Below are 19,948 nucleotides of genomic sequence, written 5' to 3' on the forward strand. Positions count from 1 at the left end.
GCGCGGCCCGGCGCACGGCTAGAAGATCTTGGGTTCGAGTAAGTAAGCCCTGGTGGGCGGCACCTGCGGTGCCGCCCACCAGGGTTCTAAAGGGAGGCGACTTGGCGAGTTTGCAAGAAGTGTCCACTTTGGAGATTGTGGGGCTGCTTCAGACCGCAAAGTGTCAGTCGTTGGTTTTGTTGCCGCCTCACGTTGTGCCGGAAATCCTTGAAGATGCATCCGAATTGATCGGTGTTGGAGTTGGGTCGAGGGCCACACTTCGAGGTACGTATCGAGACCGGTACTGCACGTTGGATGAATTTCGAAAGAATAGATTTGGGTGGCATGATTTCTTTGCAGTTCTCGACGAGGATGGCCCTCCGGTTGGTCTATTCACCGTCCGAGGGGGTGGGTGGAGCTTGATCGCTCTTACTGACGAGAGCATCGGGGAAATTCTCGCGGCTTTGGTGGCGCCACCCCAGTCCTTCGTATGGCCGAAGGGTGCTGAACGCGCTTGACGGCTCCAGTCCCGCTGACGGCAGGCGCATAGCCGTCTGACGGATGCTGGGGCATCTGGTGCCGTATACGGACACTGTTTTCAACAGCCGCCAGGTAGTCACCCTGTTGGCGGAAGTACCGTGCCTGCCGGCAGGCATAGTCACCGATGCGCTCGCGCGTGAGCTTCTGGACCTGGGCTAGACGGTTCTCGACAGGCAGCACCTTTACCTGAACCGTTCCGACTTTTCTGCCGGTGGTTTGTTGGCCGGTGATCAGTCGGCTCGTGGTTCTGTGTCAGCGTAGTGGGCTGCCTCGAACTCTGTAGGGCTGATCATGCCGAGACTTCCGTGCAGCCGGCGGTTGTTGTACCACTCGACCCACGAGGCGGTGGCGTACTCGACGTCAGAGACCGTCCCAGGGACCGTCGTGGAATACCTTGGTCCGTATGCACTCCGCCTTGTAGAGACCGTTGATCGTCTCCATCAAGGCATTGTCATACGCGTCTCCGACGCTGCCGATCGAGGGGCGGATGCCCTCGATGCTCAGGTGTTCGGTGAAGCGCACACTCGTATATTGCGACCCGGCATCCGAGTGGTGAATGAGCTGGTCGCGCCTCACGGGGTTGCCTTCGTGGGTGCGGCGCCACAAGGCCATCCGAAGCGGGACATCGACCAGCTCCACGTCCCGCCTGACTGAGGCGTGCCAGCTCACGATCTTCTGGGAGAAGCAGTCGACGATGAACGCGACGTAGGTGAACGACTGATACGTGTGGACGTAGGTGAAGTCGGTGATCCATTTCCGGTTCGGTGCCGGGGCCGTGAAGTCGCGGTCCAGCAGGTCCGGGGCCCTCGCGTCGGCAGGGTTGGGGATCGTGGTTCTGGGTCTTCGCCCGCGGACCACACCGTTGAGATCGAGCGAGCGCATGGCACGGTCGACGGCACCGAAGCCGGCCTCGGGCAGGAGCGTGCGGCGGACGAGAGCCAGCATTTTGCGTCGGCCATAAAGCCCCTCGGGGGCCAGCACACGCTCGCCGGCCGCGCTGGTGGTGAAGGCCATCGCGCGGACCGCGTCCTCCACCAGGGCGTCGGTCACGGTTCTGGCCGCGGCCACATTGGACGGGCCGGCTGGGGCACACCAGGCTCGCAAGGTTCGTGCCGCGATCTTCAGACCGGCCTGTTCCAGGGCGGTAAGGATCGACTCGACGGCATAGCCGGTGGCCCGCATCTGATCGGTGAAGGCCACAATTAGCGGTTTGGGGGGTCGAGCTCCCCCGCGAAGAAAATCGTCGCCGACTTGAGCACTTCGTTGACCTCGCGCAGGCGCTTGTTCTCCGCTCGCAGCCTGCGAAGTTCTTCCCGCTCGTCCGTGCTCACACCCGCCGCCTGGCCGCCGTCGACCTCGTACTGCATCACCCACCGCCGCACCGACTCCCGGGACACACCGAGGGATTCAGCGACCTGGATGTGCAGGGCCCGCTCGGACGAGTACTCCGCACGATGCTCTGTCACCAGACGCACAGCTTGGCTACGAAGGGCTGCATCAATCTTCTTGGGCACGAGACCCATCGTCCCTTATAGCTCACAACGGAGCGGCAGAGAAGTCAGAATGGTTCAACCTGTGGTTCCTCGGGGACTGAGACAGTGATAAAGATCTGCTGCGCTCCTCTTTTGCTCCCGATGATGAGAATCGAACTTTCGTGACTATCGGAGGTGGCGGGCAAATGATGGAAGGTAACCATCGGATGGCGGAATTCATTTTCCGCGCCTCGAAATCTACGAGTTCCATCTCATGGGACACCCCAATTTACATTCGGGGGTGGGGCCAGTGAGGCGCCCGCGTGTGCGGAGGTTGGCGGCCGGTCTGGTAGGCCGTCACGTGCGGCGGATCTCCCTCGAATCCGCTGATCGCCTCATGGAGAGTTCTGTTGTGAAAGGTCTTGCGCACAAGGGGAACCGTGCTTGGCTTGTGGAACGAAAAGGCGACTATGGGCAGTGCTACCTCATTCCAGTGCCTGACGTGTACCTGAGGTCTTCGGATATTCGCTGTATCCTGGTTTTGATGGATCGCAACAATCGAGCAGTTTGGATGAGTTTGGACGTCAGTCCTTGGGCTATGTTCGGAATGCGCAAAGTGCGGGGGCGAGAGATCGTGCGGGTGATGGGGGGATTGGCTTCTCGTAGTCCTGCGGTCCAGTGGGATGGAACCCTCTCCAGCTGAAGATTGTGGTCCGCATCAGGGATGGTGATATTTGCGGCGGCTCAGTGGGTTGCGATCCTGTCCGGAGGGCGGCGCATGTGAGGGAGCTGGTCCGGCCGGGCCTTGCCCTTCTTGGATTCAAACCGGATGCCGTCTTCGACTGCTGCCGCCGAGGTGTGACCGCAGCGGTGGATCCGCAGTGAACTTTCCGGTCCGCCTCGGGCCGTGGGCGCGTTCGTGTTCGGTCTGGGACCTGAGATCTGCCGAGCTCGCTCAAGTGGACCGAGGTCTCGTGCGATGAGTTTCGGGTGGGGTGGGGGTCTTCGTTGTGTGGAGACGAGAATTCTGGCCCTGGGTGGGGCCGAGCCGGATGTCGATGTGCTGCTCGGGCGGCTGGAGGTGCTCTGTCGGGACGGGCCGCCGGGTGGGGGCGTCCTCTGCGATGCGCGGGGGATCGCCGGGGCCGGGCTGGGCACGGTGGGGGTGGTGGCGCGGCTCGCGCTGGGGGCCCGGCGGCTGGGGGTGCCGTTCTCGGTGTGTGCCGACGGGCCCTTGCGGGGGCTGCTGGAGGTGTCCGGGCTGGCCGGCCCGGTCGGCCTGCTGGCCGAAGGGCTCCCGCCGCCCGGCCGGCTACGGCAGGCGGGGCGGGAGGTCGAAGAGGGGGAACCAGCGGGAGGTGTCCAGGAAGGCGTTGAGGCCGGTGATGCGGCCGTCTGAGATCTCCAGGACCTGGAGGGCCCAGGGGGTGTGGCCCCGGCCGTCCTCGGCGGGGCGGTACTGGCCGAAGGCCGGCAGGCCGTTGGCCGTGGTGGGGACCAGCCGGGAGCCCTTGCAGCCGATGCCCTGGTCGAGGTGCCAGGCCGCGATGTCGGCCGGGCCCTGGAGCCACAGGTCGAACGGCGGCATCGACAGCACCGCGTCCTCGTGCAGCAGGGCGGTCAGCGAGCTGATGTCGTACGCCTCGAAGGCCGTCAGATAGCGGTTCAGCAGGTCGGTCTGGGAGGGGTCCAGCGGATCGGCGGGGGCGCTGTCCTTCGGCGGCTGCGCGGCCATGGTGGCGCGGGCCCGCTGGAGGGCGCTGTTCACCGAGGCGGTGGTGGTGTCGAGGAGCTCGGCGACCTCGTCGGCCTTCCAGGCCAGCACCTCGCGGAGGATCAGCACCGCCCGCTGCTTGGCCGGCAGGTGCTGGAGGGCGGCGACGAAGGCCAGCCGCACCGATTCCCGGGCCAGCGCCGCCTCCGCCGGATCGGCGGTCTGCGGCAGCACCCGGCCGTCCGGGACCGGCTCCAGCCAGGTCACCTCGGACCGCGTGTTGAGCACCGCGGAGGCCTGGGTCTGCGGGGCGGTGAGGTCCATCGGGCGGGCCCGCCTGCCGCCCGCCTTCAGCAGGTCCAGACAGACGTTGGTGGCGATCCGGTACAGCCACGACCGGATCGAGGAGCGCCCCTCGAACCGGTCGAAGCTGCGCCAGGCCCGGATGTACGTGTCCTGCACGGCGTCCTCCGCGTCGAAGGACGAGCCGAGCATCCGGTAGCAGTAGCCGGTCAGCTCGACCCGGTACCGGTCCATCGCGGAGTCGAGCTCCGGCTGTGTCGTCGCGAGGTCGCTCATGTGCCTGGTCCCCAGTCCCCTGGCCGGTCCGGCCGGTCCGTCCGATACCTCGGAAGCTACTCCAGGGGACTGACAACGGCAGCCGGAAAGCCGGATCGGCCCGCCCGGTCAGTCCGATGGGACAGCCCGGGCGGGCCGATCCGGCAGTCCGGCCGGGCCGGTCAGGTGCCCGGCTTGCGGCCGTACACGAAGACGTCGTCGCCGTTCTTCAGCCGGTTCCAGTACGCCTTGGCGTCGGCCGTGGTCATGTTCACGCAGCCCGCCGAACCCGGCGGGTTCCACATGCTCTTGTTCACCGAGTGGAAGGCGATCCCGCCGTCGAAGAACTGCGAGTAAGGCATCGACACGTGGTAGATCGTCGACCAGTGGTTGATGCTGCGGTAGTAGATCTTGTTCAGGCCGGTCCGGGTCTCGGTGCCGTCCTTGCCGGTCCGCACCGGCACCGGCCCGTAGACCAGCTTGCTGCCGTCCTGGATCCAGCTGAGCTGCCGGGTCAGGTCCACGCACGCGATGCGCCCCTTGTTGACCGGACACTTGCCGGCCTTGTTGGGGGTCTTGCCCGCGGCCTTCTGCGCCAGCATGGTGTTCATCGTCTGCCAGGTCAGCGGCCCGGCGTAGCCCTGCGTCGGGGTGATCCCGTGCTTGGCCTGGAAGGCCTTGATCGCCTGGCAGTCGGCCGCCGACTGCTTGCCGTCCACCGGCCGGCCGAGGAACTTCTCCACCTGCTTCTGGTACGGGCCCGTGGTCACGTTGCAGGAGCCCGCCGCCTGGGCCGTGCCGCCCCCGACCGCCACCAGCGGTGCCGCCAGCGCCAGCGCCCCGCCGACCACCGCGACCCGGCGCCGGGCGCCGCCCATCGCGCGTATGCCCGCCCGCACGTTCATCTTCATCGTCATGCCCCCTTCACCCGGATCCCCCCGGGTTCCGTGCTGTCGGCCCGTTTGACGCGCCGGGGCCCGGGCGTGGTTGCGCCCGGGCCCCGAACGATCCCGTTCTGTTACGCGACGGTCATGCGACCGCTCCCGCGCCGTCCGGACGCCACCCCGGAGCCGCTCTCAGGCGGCGGGCACCCGGCGCTCCGCCCGGGCCACCCTCGACCCGTAGAGGGTGATCGAAACCACCCCGAGGACGGCCGCCAGCCCCAGCGCCACCGTGCCCGCCCAGCCGTCGGCGTGCCAGGCCAGCGCGCCCAGGGTGCCGCCCGCGCTGGAGCCCAGGTAGTACGCGGACTGGTAGAGCGCGGAGGCCTGCGCCCGGCCGGTCCGGGCGGTCCGGCTGACCGAGGAGGAGGCGACCGCGTGCCCGGCGAAGAACCCGGCGGTGATCAGCACCAGGCCGAGCAGTACGGTGCCGAGCGCGTCCGGCAGGGTCAGCAGCAGGCCCAGCGCGGTGGTGGTGACGGCCAGGTAGAGGGCCCCGCGCCGACCGAGCCGGGCCACCAGCCGGCCGGCCGCCGCCGAGGAGGCCGTACCGACCAGATAGACGAGGAACACCGAGCCGACCAGGCCCTGGGCGAGGCCGAACGGCTCCTCGCTCAGCCGGTACCCGATCACGGTGTAGACCGCGCCGAACACGGTCATGAACAGCGCGCCGATGCCGTACAGCCGCAGCAGCAGCGGGTCCTTCAGGTGCCCGGCGACGGTACGGCCCACCGCGCCCGGATTCAGCGGGGCCGGGCGGAAGAACCGGGCCCGGGGCAGCAGCGCCAGGAAGACCGCCGCGCAGGCCAGCGAGAGCACGCCGACCGCCAGCAGTCCGGCCCGCCAGCCCCACAGCTGGGCCGCCCAGCCGGTCACGAGCCGGCCGCTCATCCCGCCGATGGAGTTGCCCGCCACGAAGAGTCCGATGGCTCCGACGAGGGCCTTGGGCCTGACCTCCTCCGCCAGATAGGCCATGGCCGAGGCCGGGACGCCCGCGATCGCCGCGCCCTGCACCGCGCGCAGCACGATCAGCCACTCCAGGTTGGGCGCGAACGGCACCAGCAGTCCGATCACCACGGCCACGGCCATCGACCAGACCATCAGCCGGGTCCGCCCGAACCGCTCGGACAGGGCGCTCAGCGGCAGCACGAACACGGCCAGCGCGGCGGTGGCCGCGGACACGGTCCAGGAGGCCGCACCGGCCGACGCCCCGAAGCCGGTGGAGATCGCCGGCAGCAGGGCCTGGGTGGAGTAGAGGAGGGCGAAGGTCGCCAGCCCGGCGGCGAACAGGGCGAGGCTGATCCGGCGGTAGCCGGGGGTGCCGGGGGAGTGCGGCACACGGTCGGCGTCGTCCGCCGGGGTGTCGGTGGTGTGACGGCGTCGACGGAACGGCGCGGCGGAGGCGGCCACAATGCTGGACGCCCCGTGATGGGCGGGAGTCATACCTGCGACCGTAGGACTGCCCGCTTCATGCGTCCAATGCATAGAATTGCCGGAATCGATGCGGTGGTGCATCAGCAGAGCTCACAGGGGTGCCTGTCGATGAGTCGTTACGAAGAAGACATGCGCGTGACCCATCTGCTGGCCCCCCGGCTCAGCTGGTTCGTGACGGTCGCCAAGCACGAGCACGTCACCCGGGCCGCCCAGGAGCTGGGGATTCCGCAGCCCACCCTGTCCCGGGCCGTGGTCCGCCTCGAACAGGACCTGGGCGTCGCGCTGTTCGCCCGGATCGGCCGTACGGTGGCCCTCACCACGGCCGGCCGTGCCTTCCTCGCCTCCGCCGAACGGGCCCTCGCCGAGATCGGCCGGGCCGCCGAGTCCGTCCAGGCGGACGCCGATCCGGCCGTCGGCAAGGTCGCCTTCGGCTTCCTGCACACCATGGGCTCGGAGACGGTGCCCGAACTGATCCGCGGCTTCCGGGTGGACCACCCCGGGGTCCGCTTCTCCCTGGTCCAGAACTACGGCGAGGCGATGCTGGAACGGCTGCGGGCCGGCGAACTGGACCTCTGCCTGACCTCACCGGTGCCGGACGCCCCCGATCTGGTCGCCCGGCGGCTGGACGAACAGCGGCTGCGGCTGGTGGTGCCGGAGGACCACCGGCTGGCGGTCCGCAAGCGGATCCGGCTGGCCGAGGCCGCCGAGGAAACCTTCGTCACCCTCGAACCGGGCTACGGACTGCGCCGGATCACCGACGACCTGTGCGCCGAGGCCGGGTTCACGCCCCGGGTGGCCTTCGAGGGGGAGGAGGCGGAGACCCTGCGCGGGCTGGTCGCGGCCGGACTGGGGGTGGCCCTGCTGCCGCCGCCCGCGGTGGCCCGCCCCGGGGTGGTCGAGCTGAACGTCACCGCCCCGCGGGCCGTCCGCGAGATCGGGGTGGCCTGGCTGGACGGCCACCCGGACACCCCGCCGGTGGCGGCCTTCAAACGCTTCCTGCTGTCCCGCCGGGGCCGCCTGATCCCGGAGCTGTAGCCGCGCCCGTACGCCCTGCTCCGCGCAGGCCGAACGCCCGTACGCCAGTACGCCCCTACGCGTCCAGGCCCGGCCCCGCCGAACCCGCCGAACCCGCCGAACCCGGCGTACCCGGCGAACCCGTTGGCGCCGCCAGCGCGCAGGCCACCAGATATCCCGCCTGGAAGCGGGACTTGGCGCCCACCGCCCGCATGATCTCCGCGATGTGCCGCTGACAGGTCCGCTCCGACATGCCCAGCCGGCGCGCGATCACCTTGTCCTCCAGCCCCTCCGACAGCATCCGGACGATGGTCTGCCGGAGTTCCTCCGACAGCGAGCGCGCCTGGTCCGGCCCGGTGGTCGTGGCGAACGGGTCGGCGGCCAGCCAGGACCGCTCGAAGACCTCGGCCATGAAGTCCACGACGTTCGGCTCGCGCACCACCAGCGCCCCGCCGGCCACCCCCCGCACCGCCATCAGCCCGGTGTGCCGGTCGAAGACCAGCATCCGCATCAGCCCGTCGCCCAGCGTGCGGACCTGCGCGCCCAGCGCCGTCACCCGCTCCACGTAGGCGGCCGTCGGCCGGGAGTAGCGGGCGGTGTGCTGGTAGATCGTCCGCATCCGCACCCCGCGGGACAGCAGCGACTCGTCCCGCCCCACCGCCTCCTCCAGGGTCTCCTGCGGGCGCCCGCCGCCCGGCTGGGAGGTCAGCAGCTCCTGCTCGCAGGAGGCCACCAGCTCGGCGATCAGCCCCCGTACCGCGCCCAGGTCGGTGACCAGCTCCAGCCCGCCCGAGGCGGTCCGGCCGCGCTGCACGGCCGCCGCCTCGTACGCCGGGACCAGCGCCTCCAGCCGTTCCCGTAGCCGGTCCATCTCGTCATGGGTCTCCCGCACCCGCAGGGCCAGTGGGGCCAGCGCCCGGGAGACCGCCGCCCGGGGCGCGACCGCCGTCCAGCGGTCCTGGCTGCCGTCGGCGGCCCGCTGGAGCAGATGGGCGGCGGCCAGTTCGGTGATCGCGGCCGAGGCCCGGGCGCCGAGCACCTCGGTGGCCTCGCGGGCGGCGAAGGAGTGCCGCTCCACGGCGTACGTGTAGAGCCGACGGGCGGCCGGGCTCAGCCGGCCGGTGCCGTTGACGTGATCCTGAGCGGACATGTGCGTATTCGTCCCGGGATGCACCTGTTCATAAACCCCTCGTGTTCCCGCAAGGCGGCAACCCGTCGCCCGTCCGGACGCCACGGGCATATGCCGAACAGGCAGGGTGGGGGCACGGCGTGAAGGGGGAGCGCGGTATGGGACGGCTGACGCCCGCGGTGGCTGTGTTACTCGATCCGTCCCCTGCCGAGGTCGCCGCCGCGCGGCGTGCGGGGGCACGCACCGCGGTGGTCCTGCCGGTTTCCGCGGAGCCGTCCGACCGTGAGGGGGCGGTACGGCCGGCCCGCGGCCACCGGCACGGACCCGACCTGCCCGCCGTGCCGCCGGCCGGCGGCACCGGCCGGGCCCGGGCTGACCACCGGGACCCGGCCGGCGCCGCCGAGGGGCCGTACGACCACACCCCGGCGGGCACCGCGCCGCGCCCGGCCGGAGCCGGGGCGGCGACCGTCCTGGCCGTGCACCCGGAGGGCCCGTACGGCCACCTCCCCGCGGGTCCCGCACCGGACCCGGGGGTGCTCCGCGGCGAGGCCGTCCGGCTGCGGGCCGACTGGCGGGAGCACCGGGACCTGGTCCGCGCGCTGTCCGGGCTCGACGCCGTCCGGGAGGGCCGAGCCGCGGTGTTCGGGTTCGGGGACGCCGGCCGGGCCCTGGCCGCCGCCCGCGCCAACGAGGCGCTCGGGCTCCGGGGGACCCCGGTGGCCGCCGTCACCGCCCTGATGGACAAGGCGGCCCTGCGGGCCCGCGCCAACACCCTGCACCCGGACCGGCCGGTGTCCTTCGCCCGCTGCGGCCGGGCCGCTCTGATCCCGTTCCTCGCCACGCTCATCGGGTACCCCTGCGTGGTCAAACCACGCGCCGGATCCGAAGGGGAAGGGGTGCGCGAGATCCGCGACCCGGCCCAGGCCCGCCGCGCCGCCCAGGCCTATCCGGCCGTCACCGACCTGCTGGTCGAGGAACTGCTGGAGGGACCCGAGATCGCCGTGCAGACCCTGTCCCGGGGCGGCCGTCACCAGGTGCTCGGCTGGACGCGCACCGTCCAGCGGCCGCCCGGCGCCGACTTCGGCGGACGGCTGGCCCCGGCCGGGCACACGGTGCCGGGCGCCCTCCCGGCGGGCGGGGCGGAGGAGGTCCGGGCGCTGGTCCGCGGGGTGCTCGACCTGGCCGGGCACCACGACGGGCCCGCCCACCTCGAACTGGTGCTGACCCCGGGCGGCCCCCGGCTGATCGAGGCGCACGCCAGGCCGGGCGGCCCGGAGGTGCTGCGGCTCCTCCGGCTGGCCCACGGCACCGACCCGCTGGCCCGGGCGGTGGCCGCCGCGCTCGGACTGCCCGAGCCGGCCCCGGCTCCCCGCCCGCCGCGCGCCGCCGCCGGGTCGCACGCCGGCCTGCGGTACGTGGACTTCGCCCCGGGGCGGCGGCTCGACGCCCTCGGAGAGGCGCTCGCGGCGGCCCGCGCGGTGCCCGGGGTGGTCCGGGTGGAGCTGGCGGCCCCGCCGTCCGCGACGGTCCGCCACACCCCCACCGGCACCCGCCACCACGGCTACGTCCTGGCCGCCGCCCCCACCCCGACCGCCCTCACCCACTCCCTCACCGAGGCCCTGACCCTCCTGAACCCCACCCATCCGTGCCCCTGACCCACCCGTGCCCCTGACCCACCCGTCCCCCTGACCCGGACGGCCGGCCCCGGCGGCCGGTCACCGCCGCAAGGACCGCCCGAAGCCGGAGGCCAACGGCATGCGCAGCCCCAGCGGCGGCGGAGCCGCCAGCGCGTCGGCCACCGGCCGCGACCACCGGTCGCCCAGCACCGCGCCGAGCACGAAGTCCACTCCCAGGGCGACCACTTCGGCCCGGTGCTCGCGCAGCCCGTGCCCGTCCGAGTGGACCTCGAACCGGCAGGTGGAGCGGTTCGCCTTCTTCGCCCGGGCGGCCAGCCGGAAGGAGGACTCCGGGTCCGAGCGGGCGTCGTCGGTGCCGTGCACGATCAGCACCTGCCGGCCGGCGAGTTGCTTCACCGGTTCCGGCGGGTCCGCCGAGGAGGCCTCCTCGGGCAGGCAAGGGGCCATCGCCAGGACCGAGTTGACGGAGGGGTGCCCCGCGGCCCGGAGTGCGGCCAGTGCCCCGGTCCCGTATCCGGCGAGGCAGACCGGGACGTCGCCGTAGCGCCGCACCGCCTCCTCCGCCGCCCAGTCCGGGCAGTCGTCGGCGTCCGTCACCACGTGGGCGGCCAGGCCGGCGCCGCCGCCGGCCCGGGCCAGCGCCCGGACCAGGGGCCGTACCGGACCCGGGGATAAGGGAGACAATCTGGGGCGTCCCGGGAGCAGCAGCACCACGCCGCTCACCGCCCCGCCGGAGCCATCCGCGCCGCTCGCCCGCCCCAGGCGCGCCCCGCGGTCCGGCATCGCATGCTGTGCCATGGCGGAACAGTCTCAGACGCCGAGGTGTACGCCACCCGTCCGCACGGTCACTGTTACGTATCGACGGCGTTGACCGGTCTGGCGCTCTACGCGCGTAGGAGTAGAGTGCCGGGATGACGAGCGAGACCTCCAACCTGCCCAGTCCGGACCAGATCCGCCGCTCCCCGAAGGTGCTGCTGCACGACCACCTCGACGGCGGGCTGCGCCCCGGGACCATCATCGAACTGGCCCGCGAGGTCGGCTACGAGAACCTCCCCGAGACCGACGCCGACAAGCTCGGCATCTGGTTCCGGGAAGCCGCCGACTCCGGCTCCCTCCCGCGCTACCTGGAGACGTTCGCGCACACCTGCGCCGTCATGCAGACGAAGGAGGCGCTCTTCCGGGTGGCCGCCGAGTGCGCCGAGGACCTGGCCGAGGACGGCGTGGTCTACGCCGAGATCCGCTACGCCCCCGAGCAGCACCTGGAAGCCGGCCTGACCCTCGAAGAGGTGGTCGAGGCGGTCAATGACGGTTTCCGCGAGGGCGAGCGGCGCGCCAAGGCCAACGGCCACCGGATCCGCGTCGGGGCCCTGCTGACCGCGATGCGGCACGCGGCCCGCGCGCTGGAGATCGCCGAGCTGGCCAACCGCTACCGGGACAACGGCGTGGTCGGCTTCGACATCGCCGGTGCCGAGGCCGGGTTCCCTCCCACCCGCCACCTGGACGCCTTCGAGTACCTGAAGCGGGAGAACAACCACTTCACCATCCACGCGGGCGAGGCCTTCGGCCTGCCGTCGATCTGGCAGGCCCTGCAGTGGTGCGGCGCCGACCGGCTCGGCCACGGGGTGAAGATCATCGACGACATCGAGGTCGCCGAGGACGGCGGCGTCACGCTGGGCCGGCTGGCCTCGTACGTCCGGGACAAGCGGATCCCGCTGGAGATGTGCCCCACCTCCAACCTGCAGACGGGTGCGGCGGCCTCCTACGCCGAGCACCCGATCGGCCTGCTGCGCAAGCTGCACTTCCGGCTCACGGTCAACACCGACAACCGGCTGATGAGCGGCACCAGCATGAGCCGCGAGTTCGAGCACCTGGTCGACACCTTCGGCTATTCGCTCGACGACATGCAGTGGTTCACCGTCAACGCGATGAAGTCCGCGTTCATTCCTTTCGATGAACGACTGGCGATGATCAACGACGTGATCAAGCCCGGATACGCGGAGCTGAAGTCCGAGTGGCTGTTCCGTCAGACCGCTTCGACCAGCGGTTCCGTCTCGGCATAGGCCAGAGCCTGACGGAGGGGAAAGCGCCCGGGTGGATCACATCCAGGGCGCTTTCTCATATCTACCCATGTTTGCGGGACGGGGTTTGGGGTGGCTAGTTTGCGAAGCCGCTCAAATTCCCCGTCGCAAGGACGATCCTTCATGAAGCAGTCAGCTGCCAAGACCCTCGGTGCCGCCGTCATCGGTGCCGCGTTCGCCGTTGCCGCCGCCGGAACCGCCTCCGCCTCCGCCCTGCCCGCCGTCGGTGGCGCCGAGGCCCTCGGGGTGCTCACCGGGGCCGCCGAGTCGATCACGCACCAGCAGGGCGCCCAGGACGGTCAGGCCAGCGACGTCGGCGGCCCGCTCAACTCCCTCACCGGCTCCCTCGGCGGTCTGCCGCTGGCCGGTCTGCCCATCGGCGGCTGACGGGTCCCCGCTGCCGCGAACCCGCAGTTCGTACGCGTGCACGGCGCGGCGCACACCCATTCGACGGGGTGGGCGTCCCGCCGTGCCGTGTGTCAGGATCGCCCCCCAACTGCCGCTCTCCACACGGGGTATAGAGGTCTCGGTCATGCGCGTGAACTCATCCGCGGCCAGCGCCGCGCTGCTGCCCGTCCTGCTGTTCGGAGCCGTCGCCTGCGGCGGCGGAGGGGACGAGGGCCCGGCCGCGGCCAAGAGCCCGGACCCCAAGGGCTCCGCGGCCGCCCCGGCCGCCTCCGGCATGCCCGGCGCCCCCGGTGCCCCGGCGGCGGGCACCCCGCTGGAGAGGGCCGCGCTGGCCCCCGGCGACGTCGCCGGCTACCAGATCTCCGCCCAGGGCAAGAACCCCAACGCCCCCGACGGGCAGCCGCAGGCGGACAAGAAGCCCTGCCAGCCGCTCGCCGACATCATGGGCGACAAGCCCGACCCGGCGGCCGAGGCCACCGTGAACCGGGGGATCGGCTCCCAGAAGCAGCTCGGACTGGCCGTGTCGGCCTCGCTCAGCACCTACGCCGAGCGGGACGCCAAGCGGCTGATCTCCCGGCTGGAGGAGGCGGTCGCCGCCTGCGGGTCCGGGTTCTCCGCCACCGTGGAGAAGCAGACCGGCCGCTACACGCTGATCAAGCCCGCCACCTATCGGACGGGCGGCGACGAGAGCGTCAGCTGGACCACCGTCGCCGCGGCCGAGGGCGTGTCCGCCCCGGTCCACCTGGTCGTCGTCCGTCAGGGCGGGACCGTGATGCGGCTGATGGCCCTCAACGTGGCCGGGGCGAAGGAGCCCGCCGAAGTGCCGCACGAGATCGCCGACAAGCAGCTGGAAAAGGTGCGGCAGCACCTGCGCTGAATTCCGCCGGATTCCGCGCGCACGGGCGGTCGGATATTCCGCGCACACGGTCACCAGGCGGTGGAAGCCGCCTTCTCGTTCGGCAGCAGCACCCAGAGCGCCAGATACAGCAGGAACTGCGGGCCGGGCAGCAGGCAGGACACGACGAAGATGATCCGCATGGTGTTCGCGGAGATTCCGAAGCGGCGCGCGAGACCGGCGCAGACTCCGCCGATCCATCGTCCGTCACGGGGGCGGGCAAGGGCGCTCATGGTTTTCTCCTTCGGGAAGCCGCTTTCTGTGATGCCTCAATACTCGCGCGGCACCACGGAAAGGGCCTCGGCCCACGGTTCGACCCTGACCCTGGGAATTCTCGGGGTCGACCCCTGAGACCTCTCGCGGTCGGCCCGGGCCTTCCGCAGCCGGGCCCGCAGCGCCGGAACCACCGCCAGGTGGGCCAGTGCCACCCCGGCCGTGTTCAGCAGCACCGCGTCCACGTCGACCACCTGCCCGGGCACGGCCGTCTGGAGGAGTTCGATCACCAGGGAGGCCAGCGCGCCCGCCGCGACCGTCCGGGTCAGCGAGGACCAGGCGGCCAGCGGGGAGGGTGCCAGCCGGCCGCTGACCAGCGGCAGCAGCACTCCCAGCGGGGCCAGCAGGGCCAGCCCGGCACCGATCCGGCGGGCCGCCTCCAGCGGCCCGTACGCGAGATCGGCCCGGATCCCGGCCAGCGGGGTCAGATTGGGCGCGGCGGCCCAGGGCACGTCCAGCGGCCGCAGGGCCAGCCAGCCGACGAGCACCAGATGGGCGGCCAGGAGCAGGCCGCCCAGCATCCGGAGCCGGAAGGGAATGGCGGCGCTGCCGCCGGCCTCATCACGCTGCACACCTGCGAAGACGCCGGCCCCGGTGGCTCCGGTTCCGCTCCCCGCCCGTCCTAGCGGGTGGCGAGGAGCACAATCAGCAGTACGGCGCCGGCCGCCGCGGGGGCCAGGACCTCGTACGCCCAGCGGACGCTCGCCGGGCCCTGGGCGTCCTCCCGCTTGGCCCCGAGCTCGGCCAGCTCGCGCAGCTCGTCCACGTGCTTGTCGGCCTGGGCGCGCGGGGTCCCGCCGGTCGCGGCCGGGGGCGTCCCGCCGTCCTTGGCGGCCCTGCGGGCCTGGGCCTGGCCGCGGGCGATCTGCCGGTTGGCCTTCTTGCGGTCCCGCAGCGAGACCGGGATCGCCCACAGCTGGTACGTGGCGTCCTCGGTCAGCACCTCGGCCGAGTAGCCGGAGCGCAGGGTGTCCACGGCCGCCCAGGGCAGTTCGATGGTGCGGAACGGATTGCGCACCCGCATCCGGTCCGGTCCGGCGAACACGGCGGGCCGCAGGGTGAAGGCCACCGTCAGCGGCATGGCGAGCAGCGCCGCGGCGACCCCGAACCAGGGCGCCGTCCCCTTGCCCCGGACGATCGCGTCCCCGCACAGCCAGGCCAGCAGGGCGAGCGTCAGCACTCCGCCGACGATGGCCAGCGGGGAGCGGTACACGCGGTCCTGGTAGACCGGCTCGTCGGCGGGGGACGCGGGGGAGGGGCTCATGGCGCCGATTCTGCCCCAAGGTGTCTCAGTCCACGAGACCGGTCGGCGGAACCACCAATTCCGAGACGGATCCGGTGGAGGGGGTGACAGGTCGCTACGCGCGTAGATATGCTCCTCTGGTGACCATGCCCACCACCCTCACCGCATTCGCTGACGTGACGGCGTCCGACAGTGCGCTGCGCCGCTTCCTGCACGGGCTGCCCGGCGTCGACGCCGTCGGCCTGGAGGCCCGCGCGGCCGCCCTCGGCACCCGCTCGATCAAGACGACGGCCAAGGCGTACGCCATCGACCTGGCCATCTCGATGATCGACCTGACGACGCTGGAAGGCGCGGACACCCCGGGCAAGGTCCGGGCGCTGTCCGCCAAGGCCGTCCACCCCGATCCGACCGACCGCACGACGCCGATGACCGCCGCGGTCTGCGTCTACCCCGACATGGTGGCCACCGCGAAGGCCGCCCTGAACGGCGCCGACGTCAAGGTGGCCTCCGTGGCCACGGCCTTCCCGGCCGGCCGCGCGGCCCTGCCCGTCAAGCTCGCCGACACCCGTGACGCGGTCGCCGCCGGCGCCGACGAGATCGACATGGTCATCGACCGTGGCGCCTTCCTCGCCGGCCGCTACCAGGAGACCTACGAGCTGATCAGGGCCGTCAAGGAGGCCTGCGTCCGGGAGGACGGCAGCGCCGCCCGGCTGAAGGTCATCTTCGAGACCGGCGAGCTGTCGACCTACGACAACATCCGCCGCGCCTCCTGGATCGGCATGCTCGCGGGCGCCGACTTCATCAAGACCTCCACCGGCAAGGTCGGCGTCAACGCCACCCCCGCCAACACCCTGCTGATGCTCGAAGCCGTCCGCGACTTCCGCGCGCAGACCGGTGTACAGATCGGTGTGAAGCCGGCCGGTGGCATCCGCACCACCAAGGACGCCCTGAAGTTCCTGGTCCTGGTCAACGAGACCGTCGGCGAGGACTGGCTGACCAACCACTGGTTCCGCTTCGGCGCCTCCAGCCTGCTCAACGACCTGCTGATGCAGCGCCAGAAGCTGAGCACCGGCCGTTACTCCGGTCCCGACTACGTGACGGTGGACTGATCACCATGGCATCTGCTTTCGAGTACGCACCGGCTCCCGAGTCCCGCTCGGTCGTCGACATCGCCCCCTCCTACGGGCTCTTCATCGACGGAGAGTTCACCGAGGCCGCCGACGGCAAGGTCTTCAAGACCGTCTCGCCGAGCACCGAGGAGGTGCTGTCCGAGATCGCCCGGGCCGGTTCCGCCGACGTGGACCGCGCCGTCAAGGCCGCCCGCAAGGCCTTCGGCTCCTGGTCCGCGCTGCCCGGCGCCGAGCGCGCCAAGTACCTGTTCCGGATCGCCCGGATCATCCAGGAGCGCAGCCGCGAGCTCGCCGTCCTGGAGACCCTGGACAACGGCAAGCCGATCAAGGAGACCCGCGACGCGGACCTCCCGCTGGTCGCCGCGCACTTCTTCTACTACGCGGGCTGGGCCGACAAGCTCGACCACGCCGGGTACGGCGCGAACCCGCGCCCGCTGGGCGTGGCCGGCCAGGTCATCCCGTGGAACTTCCCGCTGCTGATGCTGGCCTGGAAGATCGCCCCGGCGCTCGCCACCGGCAACACCGTGGTGCTGAAGCCCGCGGAGACCACCCCGCTCTCGGCCCTGTTCTTCGCGGACATCTGCCGCCAGGCGGGCCTGCCCAGGGGCGTCGTCAACATCCTCCCCGGCTACGGGGACGCGGGCGCGGCCCTGGTCGAGCACCCGGACGTCAACAAGGTCGCCTTCACCGGCTCCACCGCCGTCGGCAAGGCCATCGCCCGGCAGGTCGCCGGCACCGACAAGAAGGTCACCCTGGAGCTGGGCGGCAAGGGCGCCAACATCGTCTTCGACGACGCCCCCATCGACCAGGCCGTCGAGGGCATCGTCACCGGCATCTTCTTCAACCAGGGCCAGGTCTGCTGCGCCGGCTCCCGCCTGCTGGTCCAGGAGTCGATCCAGGAGGAGCTGCTGGACAGCCTCAAGCGGCGGCTGTCCACGCTGCGGCTGGGCGACCCGCTGGACAAGAACACCGACATCGGCGCGATCAACTCCGCCGAGCAGCTCGCCCGGATCACCGCACTCGCCGAGACCGGCGAGGCGGAGGGCGCCGAGCGCTGGTCCCCGGAGTGCGAGCTGCCGTCGGCCGGCTACTGGTTCGCCCCGACGCTGTTCACCAACGTCACCCAGGCGCACACCGTCGCCCGCGACGAGATCTTCGGCCCGGTGCTGTCGGTGCTCAGCTTCCGCACCCCCGACGAGGCCGTGGCCAAGGCCAACAACAGCCAGTACGGACTTTCCGCCGGCATCTGGACGGAGAAGGGTTCGCGGATCCTGGCGGTCGCGAACAAGCTCCGGGCCGGTGTCGTCTGGGCCAACACGTTCAACAAGTTCGACCCGACCTCGCCCTTCGGCGGCTACAAGGAGTCGGGCTTCGGCCGCGAGGGCGGCCGTCACGGCCTGGAGGGCTACCTCGATGTCTGATTCTTCGGCGGCGCCTGCGCGTCTGAACGTCTTCAAGACCTACAAGCTGTACGTCGGGGGCAAGTTCCCCCGCTCCGAGAGCGGCCGGGTGTACGAGGTGACGGACTCCAAGGGCAAGTGGCTGGCCAACGCCCCGCTGTCCTCCCGCAAGGACGCCCGTGACGCGGTCGTCGCCGCCCGCAAGGCCTTCGGCGGCTGGTCGGGCGCGACCGCGTACAACCGCGGCCAGATCCTCTACCGCGTCGCCGAGATGCTGGAGGGCCGCCGCGAGCAGTTCGTCCGCGAGGTCGGCGAGGCCGAGGGGCTGTCCAAGTCGAAGGCGGGGGCGGTCGTCGACGCGGCCATCGACCGCTGGGTCTGGTACGCGGGCTGGACCGACAAGATCGGCCAGATCGTGGGCGGGGCCAACCCGGTCGCGGGCCCGTTCTTCAACCTCTCCACCCCGGAGCCGACCGGTGTCGTGACCGTGATCGCCCCCCAGGACTCGTCCTTCCTGGGCCTGGTCTCGGTGGTCGCCCCGGTCATCGCGACCGGCAACACGGCGGTCGTGATCACCTCGGAGAAGTCCCCGCTGCCGGCCCTCTCCCTGGGCGAGGTGCTCGCCACCTCCGACCTGCCCGGCGGCGTGGTCAACCTGCTGTCCGGCAAGGCCGCCGAGATGGGCCCGCACCTGGCGTCCCACCAGGACGTCAACGCTATCGACCTGGCGGGCGCCGACCCGGCCCTGGCCAAGGAGCTGGAGATCGCGGCGGCGGACAACCTCAAGCGGGTCCTGCGTCCACAGCCTGTGGACGACTGGACCGCCGACCCGGGCACGCACCGCATGACCGCGTTCCTGGAGACCAAGACGGTCTGGCACCCGACCGGCTCCCTGGGCGCGGGCGGCTCCTCCTACTAGGCGGCGGCAACCACCCGAACCGGCCCCGGCAGCGAACCCCCGCGCTGTCGGGGCCTTCGCGTGCGCCCGCCCCGTACGCCTACCTGCCGCCGCCGGTCAGCGGACCGAGCAGAGAGGAGGCGGCGGCCGTCGGCAGCTGGCCCACCGAGGGCCCCTGGGTCAGGGTGCCGGTGACCATCCCGGTGCCGACCGAGGGGAAGTCCGCCACCTTGGTGGCGATCCCGTTGTCCAGCGGGTCCACCCCGGTCCCGGCGAGCGGGTTCACCTTGAGGGCGGAGATCGGGTCGGTGACCCCGGCCAGCGCGTGCGGCACGGAGACCTCGCCCGCCTGGGCACCCCCGGCGGCCATCGCCAGGGCCGCACCGGCCATGGTGACGGTGAGCGAGGCGGTACGGAGCGGGTTACGGGGTGCGGAAGATGCGTGACGTCCCATGCACTCACCGTAGTTGAGATGTGATACCGAATACCAACAGGGCTCCTCGGGGGTCCCCTGCGCGGGGTAATGCTTCACACTGGTGTCCCGTGAGCTGTTCATCTCCCCTTCCCACGCGCGTCGTCCTGCTGACCGGTCCCTCGGGGTCCGGGAAGTCCTCGCTGGCGGCCCGGTCCGGGCTCCCGGTGCTCCGGCTCGACGACTTCTACAAAGAGGCGTCGGACCCGACCCTCCCGCTCGTCGCCGGCAGCTCCGACATCGACTGGGACTCCCCGCTGTCCTGGGACGCCGACGCGGCCGTCGCGGCCGTCGCCGAGCTGTGCGCGGTGGGGCGGACCGAGGTGCCGGAGTACGACATCGCCACCAGTTCGCGGACCGGCAGCGAGACCCTGGACATCGCCCGGACCCCGCTGTTCATCGCGGAGGGCATCTTCGCGGCGGACATCGTGGCCCGCTGCCAGGAGCTGGGACTGCTCGCCGACGCGATATGCCTGCGCGGTCGGCCGTCCACCACCTTCCGGCGGCGGCTGGCCCGGGACCTGCGGGAGGGCCGCAAGTCGGTGCCCTTCCTGCTGCGCCGGGGCTGGCGGCTGATGCGGGCCGAACGCGGCATCGTGGCCCGGCACGTCTCCCTGGGCGCCCACGCCTGCGCCCGGGACGAGGCGCTGGGCCGGCTGGCCGCCGCGGCCGCCGGCCGCCACCGCACCCCCACCACGGCAACGGCCACCCCGGCCTGAACCGCCCGCAAACG

Annotated in this window: 18 protein-coding genes and 1 pseudogene; 9 read left to right on the top strand and 10 right to left on the bottom strand. The window is 71.5% G+C overall.

The window, feature by feature from the left end; all coding sequences use genetic code 11:
• Nucleotides 1-749: 749 nt before the first annotated feature.
• From ACZ50K_RS29835 to ACZ50K_RS29850, 4 genes and pseudogenes are all read right to left on the bottom strand, one after another.
• A pseudogene (locus ACZ50K_RS29835) lies at nucleotides 750-2,033 on the bottom strand (IS3 family transposase).
• Between the two features lie 1,270 nt (nucleotides 2,034-3,303).
• On the bottom strand, nucleotides 3,304-4,284 hold the full coding sequence (locus ACZ50K_RS29840; protein ID WP_468908565.1) for a sigma-70 family RNA polymerase sigma factor: 981 nt from the start codon (nucleotides 4,282-4,284) through the stop codon (nucleotides 3,304-3,306).
• A 161-nt stretch (nucleotides 4,285-4,445) separates the two neighbouring features.
• The gene (locus tag ACZ50K_RS29845) at nucleotides 4,446-5,141 is read right to left on the bottom strand and encodes a L,D-transpeptidase family protein (protein WP_468908620.1); all 696 of its coding nucleotides are present in this window, start codon (nucleotides 5,139-5,141) and stop codon (nucleotides 4,446-4,448) included.
• Nucleotides 5,142-5,339: 198 nt separating this feature from the next.
• Entirely contained in the window at nucleotides 5,340-6,647 is a 1,308-nt protein-coding gene (locus ACZ50K_RS29850) for an MFS transporter (protein WP_468908567.1), read from the bottom strand.
• A 99-nt stretch (nucleotides 6,648-6,746) separates the two neighbouring features.
• On the opposite strand from ACZ50K_RS29850, the gene ACZ50K_RS29855 reads away from it, so the two are divergent.
• Complete coding sequence (locus ACZ50K_RS29855) at nucleotides 6,747-7,673, top strand: LysR family transcriptional regulator (protein WP_468908569.1); 927 nt, start codon at nucleotides 6,747-6,749, stop codon at nucleotides 7,671-7,673.
• Nucleotides 7,674-7,728: 55 nt separating this feature from the next.
• Here ACZ50K_RS29855 and ACZ50K_RS29860 read toward each other — a convergent pair whose 3' ends face one another.
• Nucleotides 7,729-8,802, bottom strand: coding sequence for a LuxR C-terminal-related transcriptional regulator (locus ACZ50K_RS29860; protein ID WP_468908571.1), 1,074 nt, complete (start codon nucleotides 8,800-8,802; stop codon nucleotides 7,729-7,731).
• A 158-nt stretch (nucleotides 8,803-8,960) separates the two neighbouring features.
• Here ACZ50K_RS29860 and ACZ50K_RS29865 point away from each other — a divergent pair, with 158 nt between their 5' ends.
• Nucleotides 8,961-10,436 (top strand): ATP-grasp domain-containing protein, encoded by a 1,476-nt coding sequence (locus ACZ50K_RS29865; protein ID WP_468908572.1) that lies wholly within the window; start codon nucleotides 8,961-8,963, stop codon nucleotides 10,434-10,436.
• 60 nt (nucleotides 10,437-10,496) lie between these two features.
• On the opposite strand, the gene ACZ50K_RS29870 is transcribed toward ACZ50K_RS29865, so the two are convergent.
• On the bottom strand, nucleotides 10,497-11,216 hold the full coding sequence (locus ACZ50K_RS29870) for an alpha/beta hydrolase (RefSeq protein ID WP_468908574.1): 720 nt from the start codon (nucleotides 11,214-11,216) through the stop codon (nucleotides 10,497-10,499).
• Between the two features lie 113 nt (nucleotides 11,217-11,329).
• Between ACZ50K_RS29870 and ACZ50K_RS29875 the strand changes: the two genes are divergently transcribed.
• The 3 genes from ACZ50K_RS29875 (at nucleotide 11,330) to ACZ50K_RS29885 (ending at nucleotide 13,781) form a co-directional block, all read left to right on the top strand.
• The gene (locus ACZ50K_RS29875) at nucleotides 11,330-12,478 is read left to right on the top strand and encodes an adenosine deaminase (protein ID WP_468908575.1); all 1,149 of its coding nucleotides are present in this window, start codon (nucleotides 11,330-11,332) and stop codon (nucleotides 12,476-12,478) included.
• Nucleotides 12,479-12,619: 141 nt separating this feature from the next.
• On the top strand, nucleotides 12,620-12,883 hold the full coding sequence (locus tag ACZ50K_RS29880; protein ID WP_468908577.1) for a hypothetical protein: 264 nt from the start codon (nucleotides 12,620-12,622) through the stop codon (nucleotides 12,881-12,883).
• Between the two features lie 145 nt (nucleotides 12,884-13,028).
• A complete protein-coding gene (locus ACZ50K_RS29885) occupies nucleotides 13,029-13,781 on the top strand; it encodes a hypothetical protein (protein ID WP_468908579.1) in 753 nt (250 codons plus the stop codon).
• Between the two features lie 50 nt (nucleotides 13,782-13,831).
• On the opposite strand, the gene ACZ50K_RS29890 is transcribed toward ACZ50K_RS29885, so the two are convergent.
• The 3 genes from ACZ50K_RS29890 to ACZ50K_RS29900 form a co-directional block, all read right to left on the bottom strand.
• Nucleotides 13,832-14,032, bottom strand: coding sequence for a PspC domain-containing protein (locus tag ACZ50K_RS29890; protein ID WP_468908581.1), 201 nt, complete (start codon nucleotides 14,030-14,032; stop codon nucleotides 13,832-13,834).
• Nucleotides 14,033-14,068: 36 nt separating this feature from the next.
• Nucleotides 14,069-14,593, bottom strand: a complete 525-nt coding sequence (locus ACZ50K_RS29895; protein ID WP_468908622.1) for a VanZ family protein — start codon at nucleotides 14,591-14,593, stop codon at nucleotides 14,069-14,071.
• A 101-nt stretch (nucleotides 14,594-14,694) separates the two neighbouring features.
• The gene (locus tag ACZ50K_RS29900; RefSeq protein ID WP_468908582.1) at nucleotides 14,695-15,336 is read right to left on the bottom strand and encodes a PH domain-containing protein; all 642 of its coding nucleotides are present in this window, start codon (nucleotides 15,334-15,336) and stop codon (nucleotides 14,695-14,697) included.
• Nucleotides 15,337-15,461: 125 nt separating this feature from the next.
• Between ACZ50K_RS29900 and deoC the strand changes: the two genes are divergently transcribed.
• Genes deoC through ACZ50K_RS29915 form a run of 3 tightly spaced genes read left to right on the top strand, consistent with a single transcriptional unit; the run spans nucleotide 15,462 to nucleotide 18,764 of the window.
• On the top strand, nucleotides 15,462-16,424 hold the full coding sequence (deoC, locus tag ACZ50K_RS29905; protein WP_468908623.1) for a deoxyribose-phosphate aldolase: 963 nt from the start codon (nucleotides 15,462-15,464) through the stop codon (nucleotides 16,422-16,424).
• Between the two features lie 5 nt (nucleotides 16,425-16,429).
• Nucleotides 16,430-17,866, top strand: coding sequence for an aldehyde dehydrogenase family protein (locus ACZ50K_RS29910; protein WP_468908583.1), 1,437 nt, complete (start codon nucleotides 16,430-16,432; stop codon nucleotides 17,864-17,866).
• Complete coding sequence (locus ACZ50K_RS29915) at nucleotides 17,859-18,764, top strand: aldehyde dehydrogenase family protein (protein WP_468908585.1); 906 nt, start codon at nucleotides 17,859-17,861, stop codon at nucleotides 18,762-18,764. Before ACZ50K_RS29910 ends, ACZ50K_RS29915 begins: the two co-directional genes overlap by 8 nt.
• Before the next feature lie 79 nt (nucleotides 18,765-18,843).
• Here ACZ50K_RS29915 and ACZ50K_RS29920 read toward each other — a convergent pair whose 3' ends face one another.
• Nucleotides 18,844-19,197 carry a hypothetical protein gene (locus tag ACZ50K_RS29920; RefSeq protein ID WP_468908586.1) on the bottom strand — a complete coding sequence of 118 codons (354 nt, stop codon included), beginning with the start codon at nucleotides 19,195-19,197 and terminating at the stop codon, nucleotides 18,844-18,846.
• A 20-nt stretch (nucleotides 19,198-19,217) separates the two neighbouring features.
• On the opposite strand from ACZ50K_RS29920, the gene ACZ50K_RS29925 reads away from it, so the two are divergent.
• On the top strand, nucleotides 19,218-19,934 hold the full coding sequence (locus ACZ50K_RS29925) for a uridine kinase family protein (protein WP_468908587.1): 717 nt from the start codon (nucleotides 19,218-19,220) through the stop codon (nucleotides 19,932-19,934).
• Nucleotides 19,935-19,948: the final 14 nt, after the last annotated feature.

It is taken from the genome of Streptomyces sp. NPDC033845 (assembly GCF_055576225.1).

Coding starts and splice junctions, on each gene's coding strand:
- ACZ50K_RS29840 (WP_468908565.1), bottom strand. CDS start 4,284: ATGAGCGACCTCGCGACGACACAGCCGGAGCTCGACTCCGCGATGGAC.
- ACZ50K_RS29845 (WP_468908620.1), bottom strand. CDS start 5,141: ATGGGCGGCGCCCGGCGCCGGGTCGCGGTGGTCGGCGGGGCGCTGGCG.
- ACZ50K_RS29850 (WP_468908567.1), bottom strand. CDS start 6,647: ATGACTCCCGCCCATCACGGGGCGTCCAGCATTGTGGCCGCCTCCGCC.
- ACZ50K_RS29855 (WP_468908569.1), top strand. CDS start 6,747: ATGAGTCGTTACGAAGAAGACATGCGCGTGACCCATCTGCTGGCCCCC.
- ACZ50K_RS29860 (WP_468908571.1), bottom strand. CDS start 8,802: ATGTCCGCTCAGGATCACGTCAACGGCACCGGCCGGCTGAGCCCGGCC.
- ACZ50K_RS29870 (WP_468908574.1), bottom strand. CDS start 11,216: ATGGCACAGCATGCGATGCCGGACCGCGGGGCGCGCCTGGGGCGGGCG.
- ACZ50K_RS29875 (WP_468908575.1), top strand. CDS start 11,330: ATGACGAGCGAGACCTCCAACCTGCCCAGTCCGGACCAGATCCGCCGC.
- ACZ50K_RS29880 (WP_468908577.1), top strand. CDS start 12,620: ATGAAGCAGTCAGCTGCCAAGACCCTCGGTGCCGCCGTCATCGGTGCC.
- ACZ50K_RS29885 (WP_468908579.1), top strand. CDS start 13,029: ATGCGCGTGAACTCATCCGCGGCCAGCGCCGCGCTGCTGCCCGTCCTG.
- ACZ50K_RS29890 (WP_468908581.1), bottom strand. CDS start 14,032: ATGAGCGCCCTTGCCCGCCCCCGTGACGGACGATGGATCGGCGGAGTC.
- ACZ50K_RS29895 (WP_468908622.1), bottom strand. CDS start 14,593: ATGCTGGGCGGCCTGCTCCTGGCCGCCCATCTGGTGCTCGTCGGCTGG.
- ACZ50K_RS29900 (WP_468908582.1), bottom strand. CDS start 15,336: ATGAGCCCCTCCCCCGCGTCCCCCGCCGACGAGCCGGTCTACCAGGAC.
- deoC (WP_468908623.1), top strand. CDS start 15,462: ATGCCCACCACCCTCACCGCATTCGCTGACGTGACGGCGTCCGACAGT.
- ACZ50K_RS29910 (WP_468908583.1), top strand. CDS start 16,430: ATGGCATCTGCTTTCGAGTACGCACCGGCTCCCGAGTCCCGCTCGGTC.
- ACZ50K_RS29915 (WP_468908585.1), top strand. CDS start 17,859: ATGTCTGATTCTTCGGCGGCGCCTGCGCGTCTGAACGTCTTCAAGACC.
- ACZ50K_RS29920 (WP_468908586.1), bottom strand. CDS start 19,197: ATGGGACGTCACGCATCTTCCGCACCCCGTAACCCGCTCCGTACCGCC.